This is a genomic window from Rhizobium sp. IBUN (assembly GCF_000510625.1).
GTDB classification, from domain to species: domain Bacteria; phylum Pseudomonadota; class Alphaproteobacteria; order Rhizobiales; family Rhizobiaceae; genus Rhizobium; species Rhizobium altiplani.
This window is the reverse complement of record NZ_AZNV01000016.1, coordinates 76,233-89,621: the sequence shown is the minus strand read 5'-3', so window position 1 is coordinate 89,621 and position 13,389 is coordinate 76,233. Positions and strand designations below refer to the sequence as shown.

The window sequence follows — 13,389 nt, the reverse complement described above, 5'->3', positions numbered from 1 at the left end:
CTATCGGCGGCAAGCGCCGTTGAACTCAAAAGGCCTCGGCGGCCAAGGTCATCATCGTTTCCGCGCCGGTCTCGATGCGGGCCTTGCGCAGTGCCGTTTCCGGCATGATCCGCTCCATGAAGAAACGGGCGGTGATCAGCTTGTTACGCAGGAATGTTTCGCGTTCGGTTTCTCCAGCGGCAAGGCCATCATTGGCAGCCTTGGCCATCTTTGCCCACATGTAGCCGAGCACGACAAGACCGAAGAGATGCATGTAGTCGGTGGAGCCGGCGCCGGCATTGTCGGGCTTGGCCATGGCGTGCTGCATGAACCACATGGTCGCCGCCTGCACGTCGTTCAACCCCTTCTTCAGGTTCTTGGTGAAGAAGGCCATCTGTTCTTCGTTGCGGTTCTCCTCGCAGAAATCGCCGATTTCCTTGAACAGCGCCATGACGGCGCGGCCGCCGTTCTGGCCGAGCTTGCGGCCGACCAGGTCGAGCGCCTGAATGCCGTTGGCGCCTTCGTAGATCATGGCGATGCGCGCGTCGCGCACATACTGGCTCATGCCGTGCTCTTCGATGTAGCCGTGGCCACCGAAGACCTGCTGGGCCATGACGGCGTGGTCGAAGCCCTTGTCGGTCAGCACGCCCTTGAGGATCGGGGTGACGAGGCCGAGGATGTCGTCGGCCGTCTGGCGCTCCTTCTCGTCCGCCGAACGGTGGGCGATGTCGGATTTCAGCGCCGTCCAGAGCAGGAAGGCGCGGCCGGCCTCGTTGAAGGCACGGATCGTCATCAGCGAGCGGCGGATGTCGGGATGCACGATGATCGGATCGGCCTTTTTCTCCGGCGCCTTCGGGCCTGACAGCGAGCGGCCCTGGATGCGCTCACGGGCATAGTTGACCGCGTTCTGATAGGCGACTTCGGAGATCGCCAGCCCCTGCAGGCCGACGCTGAGGCGTGCCTCGTTCATCATCACGAACATAGCGCTGAGACCCTTGTTCTCGGCGCCGATGAGGAAGCCGGTTGCCCCGTCATAGTTCATGACGCAGGTGGCGTTGCCATGAATGCCCATCTTGTGCTCGATCGCACCGCAGGAAACCTGGTTGCGCGCACCGACCGTGCCGTCCGCCTTGACCAGGTACTTCGGCACGATGAACAGCGAAATGCCCTTCGTGCCTTCAGGTGCGCCCTCGATGCGCGCCAGCACCAGATGCACGATGTTGTCGGTCATGTCGTGCTCGCCGGCCGAGATGAAGATCTTCTGGCCGGACAGCTTGTAGCTGCCGTCTGCCTGCGGCACCGCCTTGGTGCGCAGCAGGCCGAGATCGGTGCCGCAATGCGGTTCGGTGAGGTTCATGGTGCCGGACCATTCGCCGGAAACCATCTTCGGCAGATAGGTCTGCTTCTGCTCGTCCGAGCCATGCACGAAGATCGCCGCGATCGCGCCCTGGGTGAGCCCCGGGTACATCATCAGCGACATGTTGGCGGAGGAGGTGTATTCGCCGACGGCAGCATGCAGTGCGTAGGGAAGGCCCTGGCCGCCGAATTCCTCGGGAACCGCAAGGCCAGTCCAGCCGCCCTGGCAATAGGCGTCATAGCCGCCCTTGAAACCATCGGGCACCGAGACCGAGCCGTCTTCATGGCGCACGCAGCCTTGCTGATCGCCGGAATAGTTCAGCGGGAAAAGCACTTCCTCGGCAAGCTTTGCCGATTCTCCGAGAATCGCCTCGATCATGTCAGGCGTCGCGTCGGCAAACCCCGGAAGATTGTTGTAGCGTTCCAGGCCGAGCACGTCGTTCAGCACGAAAAGCGTGTCGTTTACTGGGGCCTTATAGACCGGCATCGTTCGAATTCCTCCAATTCGGCACGCCGGACGAAGCCGGCATTTGAGAGTCTCTTACAAAATATTGACGTTTGCGTAAACGTCAAATTTCGCGCTTGCTCGAATTTGTGATGCGATTGTGTGGTGCGGTGTCTGGAAGGGCCGACCGGGAACGTCCTTGGGGTGTCGAACCTTTCAGAGCATCAAGGAGGAGACAATCCATGCTCAAGGTCAGTTCGAATCTCTGGTTTGAGAAGGACGTCCAGCAGGCCGTCGAATTCTATGTGGCAACGATCCCGAATTCGTCCATGGGGCGCACGACCGTGCTTCCGGCCGAGACGCCGAGCGGCCCGCCCGGCAGTGTCATCATCATCGAGTTCAAGCTCGGGCATCAGGATTTCGTGGCTATGCAAGCCGGTCCGCTTGATGCGTTCAACCATGCCTTCTCGGTCTCGGTACAATGCGAGACGCAGCAGGAGATCGACCGGATCTGGAGCACCTTCCTGGAGAACGGCGGCGTGGAGGAGCAGTGCGGCTGGCTGCGGGACCGCTGGGGCCCGTGTTGGCAGATCGTTCCCCGCGTGCTGAGTGAGATGATTGCCGATCCCGACCGGGAGCGCGCCAAGCGTGTCACCGTAGTCTTGCTCGGCATGGTCAAGCTCGATATCGCGAAGCTTGAAGCAGCCTACCGGTAGCTCTTGATGGCAGTTTTCGGTCGTGGCGGTGGGGGAACGGCAATCTTTTGGGTCGTGTGCGGGCGTTGAAAAACGCCCGCAACTCTGGCCTTCCCGCACTACGAAGCCGTCGAGGCCGGCGGCCTTGGCCTGATAGAGCGCGCTGTCGACGTTACGAAGAATATCGATCCGCGTCGTCCCGGCATGCGGTGCAACGGCGCCGCCGCCGCTGATACAGGCGCGTACGTCGATGTCCTCGATCTTTAAGGGTTCGCGGAAAGCCGATACCAGCCGTTCGGCAACCGATGATAATGCGATCGCGTTCGGGGGATTGGGAACAAAGGCGGCGAATTCGTCGCCGCCCATGCGCACGGCGATATCGCCGGATCGGATCACCGTCCGGATGCGGTTTGCGGCCTCTCGAAGAGCCTCATCGCCGGCGTGATCGCCAAGCATGTCATTGATGCCCTTGAAGCCATCCATGTCGAGATAGAGCGCCCCAAAGGTCTCGTTGGCCGTCAGCGCGGCTGTTTCTCCGTCATCAATGCGTCGGCGCATAAAATGATGCGATGGCGCCTGAGGGCAAGTGCATAGCGGCGTCCTAAATGTGGACAACGCCCACACTGCGACACTGGAAACGATCATGTTTCCAATGCCGTGCGTGAGGCTTTCGTCTAAGCTTTGCCGGAACTGTTTGCTTCCGGGGGAAGACAGGCTAGATTTCACAAGGCAGACTGATGGAAGAGCTTTGGAGGAGCGATTTTATGAGACGGATGTGGCCGGAGGAGTTCAATTCCATTCTTGATGGAGCCGAGGAAGTCACGCTGGACCTGCCGGCGGTGGAGCACGAAGACGGCTCACGCAGCGAGGCGGTGAGCCGCAAGGCCCTGAAGGTCCGCATGTCCATGGAGGACTACGAGCGCATCTGGCCGCTGGCCGAAATGCGCTACCGTCTCGATGGCAAGATGGCCGGCAAGGCGATCACCTTGATCACCACCAATCCGCACTATCATCGGTGGCACCCCGCCGATGGCGGCAGCGTCGACAATGTTTCCGACAGCGGCCGCCACTACACGACGAAGTACGTCGTCGTGCATTTCCTGCTCGACGATGTGAGGGAAACGGCGGCGGCCTGAGCCGCCGCTAGGACCCAGGTTCACGCGGCGTCCAATGCCTGTTGCAGGTCGGCGACGAGATCGTCCGGATGCTCGATGCCGATCGACAGGCGGATGGTCGATTCCAGGACGCCGATCCGCTGGCGGACGTCGGCCGGCACACCCGAATGCGTCATCGTTGCCGGATGGCTGGCGAGCGATTCCGTGCCGCCGAGGCTGACCGCGAGCTTGAAGATCTGCAGGGCGTTCAGGAACTTGAACGAGGCCGGCTGGCCGCCAACGATATCGAACGAAAAGGTCGATCCCGCACCGCTGCACTGCGCCGCGAAGGTCCGCCCGACCGGCGAATTGGCGTCGTGATAGGGCAGGTAGTGGATCCCCTCGACCTTTGGATGCTCGCGCAGGAAGTCGGCAACGACGCGGGCGTTGTTGTTGGCCCGCTCCATGCGGATCTGCAGGGTCTCCAGCGAGCGGCCGAGCATCCAGCAGGAGTGCGGGTCAAGCTGCGTGCCGATCGCGCCGCGCAGTGCCTTGACCTGCTTCATGACGGCCTTCGAGCCGAGGGCAGCACCCGCGATCAGGTCCGAGTGGCCGCCGACATACTTGGTCAGCGAGTAGAGCGAGATATCGGCGCCGTGCTCGATCGGCCGCTGGAAGACAGGGCCAAGCAGCGTGTTGTCGCAAGCAATAACAGGCGTGTGTCCCTGTTTCCTGCCGATCGCGTCTGCGACACGGCGGATCATTGCGACGTCGACGAGGCTGTTTGTCGGATTGGCTGGCGTCTCGACAAGGATGACAGACACCCGGCCCTTGGCCATGGCTTGTTCCGCAGCCGCTTGCACCGATGCCTCGCTGACGCCATCGGCAAAGCCCACCGCCGCAACGCCGAGATTGAGGAAGGTCTTGGCCAGCAGGGTTTCCGTTCCACCGTAGAGCGGCTGGGAGTGGAGCACGGCATCGCCGGGACGAACGAAGGCCAAGAGCGTCGTGGCGATCGCCGACATACCTGACGAAAATAGGGCGCAGCTTTCTGTTCGCTCGTAAACGGCAAGCCGGTCCTCGACGATCTCGCTGTTGGGGTGATTGAAGCGCGAATAGACGAGCCCCGCGCCTTTGCCTTCTGGCGGTTCCTTGCGGCCGGAGACGTAGTCGAAGAAGTCGCGGCCGTCCTCGGCGGACTTGAAGACGAAGGTCGACGTCAGGAACACCGGTGGCTTTACCGCCCCTTCCGACAATTCCGGATCGTAGCCATAGTTCAGCATCTGCGTTTCGGGATGCAGGGCGTGGTTGCCGATATGAGTCTTGGAAGGATGCGGTGCGGTCATTGTCGTCTCCTCGCGAGATGCCGTGATGCTCGCAAATTATATCAGAACGCGCGGACTGTTCTTGCTATTTGCCGCGCGGCTATGCTCTATAAAGCAACTTATTGCGGAGAATGGCGAATTGTGACGCAGAAAATTGCTGACGATATGGATCGGAAAATCCTCAAGGAGCTGATGAGCGACGCTCGCCTTCCCAACAACGAGCTTGCCGAGCGTGTCGGGCTTTCTGCGTCCGCCTGCCTGCGCCGTCTGCGCCGGCTGGAGGATGCTGACATCATTCACGGCTACACGACACTCGTCGATCCCACCATTGACGGCTGGACGATGACGGCGCTGGCGTCGGTTCGGCTCAGCCGCCAGCACGAGGACGAAATCCAGATGTTCGAGAGCGCGGTTCGCGGGTGGGACGAGGTACTGGAGTGCCATCTCGTCACCGGATCGCGCGACTACGTGCTGAAGGTGATGAGTTCAGGCCTCGAGGACTACGAACGGTTCATCAAGGGAAAGATCGCCCGGCTGAAATGCGTCGATACGATCGAAACCAGCTTCGTGATGAATACGATCAAGGCGCGGCGGGTGTAGTATCCGCAAGCTTGTCACGATCCGGGCATCTATTTCGTTAGGCGCCGCATGCTGGGAGCGGATGGCTGACATCGGTGCCCGCAGTGCCGGCGTGTTTCAACGCGATCATTGCGGCGCAGGCTGCATGTGGTGGATCGGGCTACCGTCCACAGCCACCGCCTGCGCATCCTCGAGTTTCTTGATGTCGTCCTCGCTCAAGGTCGGGCGATCCACCTTGATCGTCAGCTTGTTGAGCTTGGCAGTCAGCGCGAAGGGCGGCGAGTAGTCGGCATCGTTGACGCCCGTTAGCGTGTCGGAACCGACGTCGAAAGCCTCATCCCACTGCAGGATCATCGGAAGGGTGTGTTCCATCTTCTGGGTATCCACGACCTTGCCGTCCACCTTGAGTGTGCCCGTGCCCGATCGGCCGACGCCGCTCATGTTGTTGAAGGCGAGCGTTCCGATGCCGAGGCCATCATACTGGAAGTCGAATTCGAGCATGTGCTTGCCGGCAGTGAGCGCATCCGGCCCTTGCCATTTCACCCGCTTCAGATCGACCAGGTTCCAGAGGAACACCGGCTTGCCCTTGAGAAGATAGAAGCCGTAACCGGCGAAGCGGCCTCCCGAAGTCAGGATCATGCCTTCAGCGTCCCCCTGTGGCACCTCGATGTCGGCGGTGATCGTGTAGGAGCTGTTGAGCAGGGACGGCGAGTCGCCCTGCGGCAGGCCCGTCATCGGATGCGTGTAGGTGAACTCGGTGCGGCCGGCCGTGATGTTCGGGCGCGGGGCGACGATGCGTGCGGCGACCGAGGCGTCCATCGGGAAGACCTGGTATTTCTTCGCCTCGGCGAGGAAGAGATCCTTCATCGCCTTGACCTTGTCGGGATTCTCAGCGGCGACGTCCTGCGACTGGCTGAAATCCTTGCTCAGATCATAGAGCTGAAGGACCTGGTTGTTTAGCGGGTCCGGGTTGGCGGTGCCGAAGGCTTCCCAGGGCGCACGGTTTACCTTGGTGCTGAGCAGCCAGCCGTCATTGTAAAGGGCCCATTGGCCGAACATCTCGAAATACTGCGTCTTGTGGCGAGTCGGCGCCTTGGCATTCACCTTGTCGAAAGTATAGGCGAAACTCGTTCCCTCGATCGGCGCCTGCTTGATGCCGTCCACCATGTCCGGCGCCGAAATGCCTGTTACCTCAAGCAGCGTCGGGACGACATCGATCACGTGCATGAATTGCTCGCGCAAGCCACCCTTGTCGGTAATCCGTGCCGGCCAGGAGACTGCCATGTTCTGCCCGACGCCGCCGAGCCGCGAGGCGTTCTGCTTGAACCAGGAGAAGGGCGTATCGAAGGCCCAGGACCAGCCCGCCGACATGTGGTTGTAGGTCTGTTCGGTACCCCAGACGTCATACCATTTCATCTGTACATCGGTCGGCATTTCATTGATGCCGTTGAAGAACGCCACCTCATTGGGTGTGCCGAGAGGGCCGCCTTCCGCGCTCGTACCGTTGTCGCCGTTGATGTAGATGACGAGCGTGTTGTCGAGCTTGCCCATGTCCTCGATCGCCTGGACGACGCGCCCGATCTCGTGGTCGCTGTAGGCGGCGTAGGCGGCATAGATTTCCGCCTGCCTGATGAAGAGTTTCTGGTCCTCTGGTTTCAGATCGTCCCAGTTCTTGAGGATACTGGAGGGCCAGGGCTCCAGCTGCGTGTCCTGCGGGATCACGCCCAGCTTCTTCTGGTTCTCGAAGATCTGCTCGCGCAGCTTGTTCCAGCCTTGGTCGAAGAGATGCATGGCGCTGATCTTCTCTACCCACTCCTTCGTCGGGTGATGAGGCGCGTGTGTTGCGCCGGGCGCGTATTTCATGAAGAAAGGCTTGTCAGGCGCCGTCTGGTTGAGGCGAGTGAGATAATCAATGGCGTCATCGGCCATGCCGGTCACGAGGTTCCAGCCTGGCTTGCCCTCGAAGGGATAGATCTGGGTGGTGTTGCGGAACAGGTTCGGCTGCCACTGGTTCGCGTCGCCGCCGACGAAACCGTAGAAATATTCGAATCCCATGCCAGTCGGCCATTTGTCGAACGGCCCGATCGAGCTGGCGGCGAAGGCCGGCGTGTTATGGTCCTTGCCGAACCAGGAGGTGGCGTAACCATTGTCGCGCAGGATCCGGCCGATGGTGGCCTTGTCCTCGGGGATGATACTATTATAGCCGGGGAAACCCGTCGACTGCTCGGAGATCACGCCGAACCCGACCGAATGATGGTTCCGTCCGGTGATGAGAGCCGCGCGGGTCGGCGAGCACAAGGCAGTCGAGTGGACATTGTTGTACCGAAGGCCATTGGCGGCGACGCGATCCATGGTTGGTGTCGGAATAACGCCGCCGAACGTGCTCGGCACACCGAAGCCCGCGTCATCCGTGATGACCAGCAGGATGTTCGGCGCTCCTTTCGGCGGCACGATACGGGGCGCCCACCAGGGTTTCGAACTGAGAGCATCGTTGGTGATGGTACCGCCGAAACTCGGGTCCGGCGCCGGCAGCTGCCTGCCATCGATGGTTGTCGTAGCACCCGGCGCACCCAGTGTTCCGGTGACTTGTTGTGCATATGCCGCTCCTGTAGCAAGAGCCAATGTTGCTACGGCGGAAGCCAGTGACATCAGTCTCGTCAGTTTCATGACGGTTCCCTCCAACTAGCCCAAAATCAAACTCCCTTTCATTCCAAGCGGTTCGTTTACTTCTGGTAGAAGATATCACGAGAGCGAGGCCAAAACCATGCGCGTGGGGCATTAGCACAATGGTGGAGTGGTCTAGGCCGGCCTCGAGGAGCGGCGGTTTATCATGGAAAGATCGCCCGCCTGAAATGCGTCGATACGATCGAGACCAGCTTTGAGATGAATACCATCCAGGCGCGGTGGGTGTAGTATCCGCAGGCAAGCTTGATGCTCACCTGCGCCGCAGGTTTCGTCGACAACGACCGGAGGACAGCTATGACCGAGTTTCCTTACAGTTCCGCTCTCATCGTCGGTGCAGGCCCGGGCCTCAGCGCGTCGCTTGCGCGTCAACTGACCGGGCGCGGCGTCAGGGTCGCGCTGGCGGCGCGCAACACCGACAAGCTGAGCAAACTCGCTGGCGAAACCGGCGCGCTGATGTTTGCGGCGGATGCCGCCCAGCCGGCGTCCGTCGCCGCCCTTTTCGACGAGGTCGCGGCGGAAATCGGGGATCCGGAGGTTGTAGTCTATAACGCCAGCGGGCGCCTGCGCGGACCGTTGACCGAACTCGATCCGGCAGCGGTCGAACAGGCAATTGCGGTCAGCGCCTATGGCGGCTTTCTCGTTTGCCAGCAGGCTGCAAGGCGCATGATCCCCCAAGGGCGCGGAGCGATCCTGTTTACCGGGGCGACGGCGAGCGTGAAGGGATATGCCCAGTCGGCCGCGTTTGCCATGGGCAAGTTCGCCCTTCGCGGCCTTGCCCAGAGCGCTGCCCGTGAATTGGGGCCGAAGGGAATTCACGTCGCCCATTTCATCATCGATGGCGGAATCCGATCGGAGGTGCGCCGGGAAGACCCGGCCAAGCCGGATGCGACGCTCGACCCGGATGCCATCGCGCAGACCTACATCGATGTCTTACTGCAGCACCGAAGCGCCTGGTCACAGGAAATCGAGGTTCGGCCATGGACGGAATCGTTCTGATCGCCGTCTTGAGCCTTTCAGGGGACTGGCCGATTTCAGCACGCATAGTGCTGAAAATCCTGAAAAGTTAAAAAAATCTCACGTCGGTTAACGGGTTATTTACCACGTTTCGTGAAAGGTGCTGTTTGAGCATTGGCGACTTGCATTCCTTTTTTCAGTCTCGCGTTTCGTGGGAATGCCGCTACGCCGTACAGGTTGAGGAAAGTCTAATTGATTATCCCTTCATGAACGGTGCTCACGCCCGCATTCCGATGCGGCGGTGACGGAAGCCAATGATCGGCCCTGACGAGGGTTCGGACAGATGAAGCGAGCAAGAAGATGAACGGATCGCGATCAAATTCCCCACGGCATTCCGACAGGGCTTCGCTCGATGCGCTGAACCGCACCATCGAAGGCCTGGAGGCGAGGATCGAGGGTCTGATGGGTGCGGGTGCTCGCGACCAGCGCCAACGCGCTCCGGCGCCGGAGCGCGACGTCTACTCTGATCCTTACGCCGCCCGCGCACCCCATGCCGCCGAGGCGCGGCCGGATCCTTTCGCAGAAATTCGCCAGCGCCAGCGCATCCTGGAAGCAAGCCGGGAACGTCCTGCTGCGCGCGAACCCGCCGCCTACACGCGCGAGCAGCCAGCTCCGTCGCGTGCGCCGCTCCCTGTTGCCGAACGCGCGCCGCGTCCCGCCGCTCCGCAACCGGCCTCGGCACAGCCGGCCTATCGTCCGGCGGAAGACACGATGACCGAGATCGCGCAAGCGCTCGTCAATCTTCGCCAGGACCTGAAGCGTGACATCTCCGATGGCGTGACGCGCGAAATGAACGCATTGCGAGAAGAGATCCGCAGCATCAAGGTCGGCGCGGAAGACAACCGGTTCGCCGATGACATCCGTGCCGATATGACCCGCCTCGCAAGCAGCATCGATCAGCTTGCCAGCCGCTCCAGCGCGCCTGAGGCGCAAGGGCTGCGTGGCGAGTTCGAAGAGCTCCGCTCGTTGATGGACGGGCTCGCCCGCGAGGATTCCATTCGCCACATGGAGACCCGCTGGGACGGCGTCGAGAACCAGCTGCATGCGCTCGACACCGCCGGCCTGCAGGAGGAGCTTGTGGCGCTTGCCTACCGGCTCGACGATATCAAGCGCCATATCGGCGGCATGGGGGAAAGCCCGGCCGTTCGCGCACTGGAGGACAAGCTTATTTCCATCGCCACGGCGATGGAGCAGTTCGGCAGCATGATCCAGCCGCACGATCGGGCGATGGCCGAGCAGTTTGCGGCAATGGATAGCCGTCTCGACGAAATCAGCCGTGCTATCGCGGCAACCGGCCGCGCTGCCGCCAGCGGCGATCCGGCCATGATGCATCGTCTCGAAGGCCGCCTGAACGCCCTGGGCGAGCAGATCGATCTAATGGGTCATAGCGTCGCGAGCCGCGCGGCCCCGACCGATGCCCTGGCGGATCGGTTGGAAACCCTGACGTTGCGCGTCGAGGAACTCGCCAACGCCGAGGCGACCTCGCGCCTCGACGAGCGCCTGGAGCATCTGTCCTACCTGCTCGAGCGGAGCCACAAGGCTGCGCCACAGCCGGAACTGACCGGCGCACTCGCAGATATCTCGCGCAAGATCGACGCACTCGAAGTCGGCTCGGTCAACGATGCGCTTGCGCAGCGCCTCGACTATCTCGCGCGCCGCATCGACGAGATGGACTTCCAGCCGCTTCAGCCCGTCGTTGCTTCCGTGGACGACAGTGCTATCAGGCGCATCGAAGGGCGGCTCGGCGATATCGTCGCACGCCTGGAGGAAAGCACCGCGGCACCGGCGGCTGATACGCATGCGCTACGCAACCTCGAGGACCAGATCGCAAACCTTTCGGCGCTTATGAGCGAGCCGCGGCCGGCTGCCGAACTGCCGGCGGAATTCGACCGCCGCATGGGCGCGATCGAAGACTACATGGCGACCAGCGACGAATACATCATCGAGGCTGCCCGCCAGGCGGCGGAAGCGGTGGTCGAAGCCTATGCAAGAAACGGTGCCCTGCAAGGTGGCGCGCCGGCTGCGGCGGATATGTCGGCGCTCCATGCGCTTGCCGAAGACTTGCGTCAGCTCGAAGACCTGAGCCGCAGCAGCGAAGAGCGCACGCACAAGACCTTCCAGGCCCTGCACGAAACGCTGGTCCAGATCGCCGAGCGACTGGACACCATGGAAGACCGCGCGGTCGCAAGGCCGGCAGCGAGAATGCCGGCGGCCGATGTCGATTTTGCCGTCGATACTTTTACGATGATGCAGGCCGGCGCCGAGGAAGCACAGAAGCCGGTGGTTTTCGGAACCCGCGCCTCGGCAAGCAGTCAGCCCGAGGTCGCCGACGAAGCGCCCGCCCTACCGGTCATGGCGATGACCGACACCAGTGTGGTCGCGATCGAAGCGGCAATGAAGCCCGTATCATCCGCAGCTCCCTCCAAGGGTAGCCTGCTTGCTGGCCTCGGCAAGCGCCTGCTGCCCGGCAAGAAGGCCAAGGTCGAGGCCGCCACCGCTGAACGCACGCTCATCGACCCGGCTCCTTCCATCGATCCGGTCGATGTGATGCCGCCGGAAGCTGCCAATGAGCCACTGGAGCCCGGCTCCGGCGCGCCTGACGTCAAGAAGATCCTAGAGCGCGTGCGCGCCAGCCAGAACGCCGCCCGCGTGAATGCGAAGCCGGCAACGGAAAACGAGCGCGCGGACTACATCGCCGCAGCCCGCCGCGCCGCGCAGGCTGCTGCGATGGAGACAGAGCCGAGCGCCAAGCCACAGCCAGCCAAGGCCGACAGGAAGGCAAAGGACAAGGATGCGGTGAAGGGGAGCGCCTTCTCGCGCTTCCGCCGTCCGATCCTGCTGGCCGTCGGTGCCGTATTGCTGGCCATCATGGCGTTCCCGCTTGCCCGCACGCTGACGACCGGCCAGCCGGCGCCGTCCGCCGAAGTGGCGGTGCTGACCGATTCATCCAGCAATGCCCTGCCGGTGGACAGCGAGACGGCGCCCGACCAGGCCGTGGTAGCCGCTCCGGAGGTTCCGGCCACTGAAGCCCCGGCCTTGGACGCACTGGCCGCGCCGCTTGCGAGCAGCGATACGGCACCGGCGCCGGCAGCACCCGACCATCTGACGGCCGCCGCACCGCTGACCGGCGACGCGGTTGCCCCGCTCGCGCCCTCCGGCGCTCCCCAGGACGCCTCCGGTTTCGTTGCCAAGGAAACGACGCCGGCTGCTGCCGGCATGGCGACGACGCCTGCCGCTCCGGTGGCGGAAACAGCCGGCATTGCCATTCCCGACACGGTACAGCCGAAGTCGCTCGCGGATGCCGCCAGGAGCGGCGATCCGCTGGCGCTGTTTGAAATCGGCGCCCGCTACAGCGAAGGCCGGGCCGGCGTCGCCGCCGATCCGAAGGAAGCGATAAGCTGGTATCAGCTCGCCGCCGACAAGGGCTTCGGCCCGGCGGAGTATCGCCTCGGAAACATCTACGAGAAGGGCACAGGTGTCGACCGCGACATCGCCAAGGCGAAGCAGTATTACGAGCAGGCGGCAAACCGCGGCAACGCCAGCGCGATGCACAATCTCGCCGTGCTCTATGCCTCCGGCGCGCTCGGCCAGCAGGATTACAAGGCAGCCGCGGACTGGTTCGTCAAGGCAGCTGACCTCGGCATCACCGACAGCCAGTTCAACCTGGCGATCCTCTGTGCCCGCGGCAATGGGATCACGCAGGATCTAACCGAGTCCTACAAGTGGTTTGCGATTGCCGCCAAGGGCGGTGACAAGGACGCGGCACAGAAGCGCGAGGAAGTTGCGAAAGCCATGAAGCCGGACCAGCTTGAGAAGGCGCGTGCCAAGGTTGACCAGTGGAAGGCCGTGCCGCTCGACAGCAAGGCGAATGGCGTGGACCTTCCCGACGAGTGGGTCGGCAATGCCACCAAGACCTCGACCGTCGATATGAAGAAGGCGATCCGCAACATCCAGGCGATCCTCAACAACAACGGCTTCGACGCTGGCCAGCCGGACGGCGAGATGGGCGCGAAGACGGTTGCGGCGATCAAGAACTTCCAGAAATCGATCGGCCAGGAGCCGAGCGGGAAGATCAACGACGATACGGTGAAGGCCCTGCTGGCGCGCAACAAGGGTCCTGCCACCAAGGTCTGACCAAACGTTCGCCCCGATCTCCCAGGCCGCGCATGAGAGATCGGCACGTATGCGCGCTTGGCGTGCAGGTCCGTGCAAGCTTC

Annotated in this window: 8 protein-coding genes and 1 pseudogene; 5 read left to right on the top strand and 4 right to left on the bottom strand. The window is 62.5% G+C overall.

What is annotated here, in order from left to right; genetic code table 11:
• Positions 1-25: 25 nt before the first annotated feature.
• Positions 26-1,822: an acyl-CoA dehydrogenase C-terminal domain-containing protein gene (locus RHIBUN_RS0116395; protein ID WP_025660355.1), complete on the bottom strand. Its 1,797-nt coding sequence runs from the start codon at positions 1,820-1,822 to the stop codon at positions 26-28.
• A gap of 200 nt (positions 1,823-2,022) precedes the next feature.
• Between RHIBUN_RS0116395 and RHIBUN_RS35400 the strand changes: the two genes are divergently transcribed.
• Positions 2,023-2,496, top strand: a complete 474-nt coding sequence (locus tag RHIBUN_RS35400; protein WP_084659709.1) for a VOC family protein — start codon at positions 2,023-2,025, stop codon at positions 2,494-2,496.
• A gap of 96 nt (positions 2,497-2,592) precedes the next feature.
• Here the strand turns inward: RHIBUN_RS35400 and RHIBUN_RS35395 are convergent.
• Positions 2,593-3,033, bottom strand: a pseudogene (locus RHIBUN_RS35395) (GGDEF domain-containing protein); the annotation flags it as partial.
• Positions 3,034-3,239: 206 nt separating this feature from the next.
• Between RHIBUN_RS35395 and RHIBUN_RS0116385 the strand changes: the two are divergent.
• On the top strand, positions 3,240-3,611 hold the full coding sequence (locus RHIBUN_RS0116385) for a hypothetical protein (protein WP_037216756.1): 372 nt from the start codon (positions 3,240-3,242) through the stop codon (positions 3,609-3,611).
• Positions 3,612-3,631: 20 nt separating this feature from the next.
• Here the strand turns inward: RHIBUN_RS0116385 and RHIBUN_RS0116380 are convergent, their stop codons facing one another.
• A complete protein-coding gene (locus RHIBUN_RS0116380; RefSeq protein WP_018116986.1) occupies positions 3,632-4,915 on the bottom strand; it encodes a cystathionine gamma-synthase family protein in 1,284 nt (427 codons plus the stop codon).
• Positions 4,916-5,035: 120 nt separating this feature from the next.
• On the opposite strand from RHIBUN_RS0116380, the gene RHIBUN_RS0116375 reads away from it, so the two are divergent.
• Positions 5,036-5,494, top strand: coding sequence for an Lrp/AsnC family transcriptional regulator (locus RHIBUN_RS0116375; protein WP_025660352.1), 459 nt, complete (start codon positions 5,036-5,038; stop codon positions 5,492-5,494).
• Positions 5,495-5,599: 105 nt separating this feature from the next.
• On the opposite strand, the gene RHIBUN_RS0116370 is transcribed toward RHIBUN_RS0116375, so the two are convergent.
• Positions 5,600-8,140, bottom strand: a complete 2,541-nt coding sequence (locus tag RHIBUN_RS0116370) for an arylsulfatase (protein ID WP_025660351.1) — start codon at positions 8,138-8,140, stop codon at positions 5,600-5,602.
• A 312-nt stretch (positions 8,141-8,452) separates the two neighbouring features.
• Between RHIBUN_RS0116370 and RHIBUN_RS0116360 the strand changes: the two genes are divergently transcribed.
• Positions 8,453-9,154 carry an SDR family NAD(P)-dependent oxidoreductase gene (locus tag RHIBUN_RS0116360; protein ID WP_018858576.1) on the top strand — a complete coding sequence of 234 codons (702 nt, stop codon included), beginning with the start codon at positions 8,453-8,455 and terminating at the stop codon, positions 9,152-9,154.
• 318 nt (positions 9,155-9,472) lie between these two features.
• A complete protein-coding gene (locus tag RHIBUN_RS0116355; RefSeq protein WP_025660350.1) occupies positions 9,473-13,306 on the top strand; it encodes a peptidoglycan-binding protein in 3,834 nt (1,277 codons plus the stop codon).
• The last annotated feature ends 83 nt before the right edge of the window (positions 13,307-13,389 follow it).

What these genes read in the sequence shown, in the direction of transcription:
- RHIBUN_RS0116395 (WP_025660355.1), bottom strand. Translation starts at nt 1,822, where the DNA reads ATGCCGGTCTATAAGGCCCCAGTAAACGACACGCTTTTCGTGCTGAAC.
- RHIBUN_RS35400 (WP_084659709.1), top strand. Translation starts at nt 2,023, where the DNA reads ATGCTCAAGGTCAGTTCGAATCTCTGGTTTGAGAAGGACGTCCAGCAG.
- RHIBUN_RS0116385 (WP_037216756.1), top strand. Translation starts at nt 3,240, where the DNA reads ATGAGACGGATGTGGCCGGAGGAGTTCAATTCCATTCTTGATGGAGCC.
- RHIBUN_RS0116380 (WP_018116986.1), bottom strand. Translation starts at nt 4,915, where the DNA reads ATGACCGCACCGCATCCTTCCAAGACTCATATCGGCAACCACGCCCTG.
- RHIBUN_RS0116370 (WP_025660351.1), bottom strand. Translation starts at nt 8,140, where the DNA reads ATGAAACTGACGAGACTGATGTCACTGGCTTCCGCCGTAGCAACATTG.
- RHIBUN_RS0116360 (WP_018858576.1), top strand. Translation starts at nt 8,453, where the DNA reads ATGACCGAGTTTCCTTACAGTTCCGCTCTCATCGTCGGTGCAGGCCCG.
- RHIBUN_RS0116355 (WP_025660350.1), top strand. Translation starts at nt 9,473, where the DNA reads ATGAACGGATCGCGATCAAATTCCCCACGGCATTCCGACAGGGCTTCG.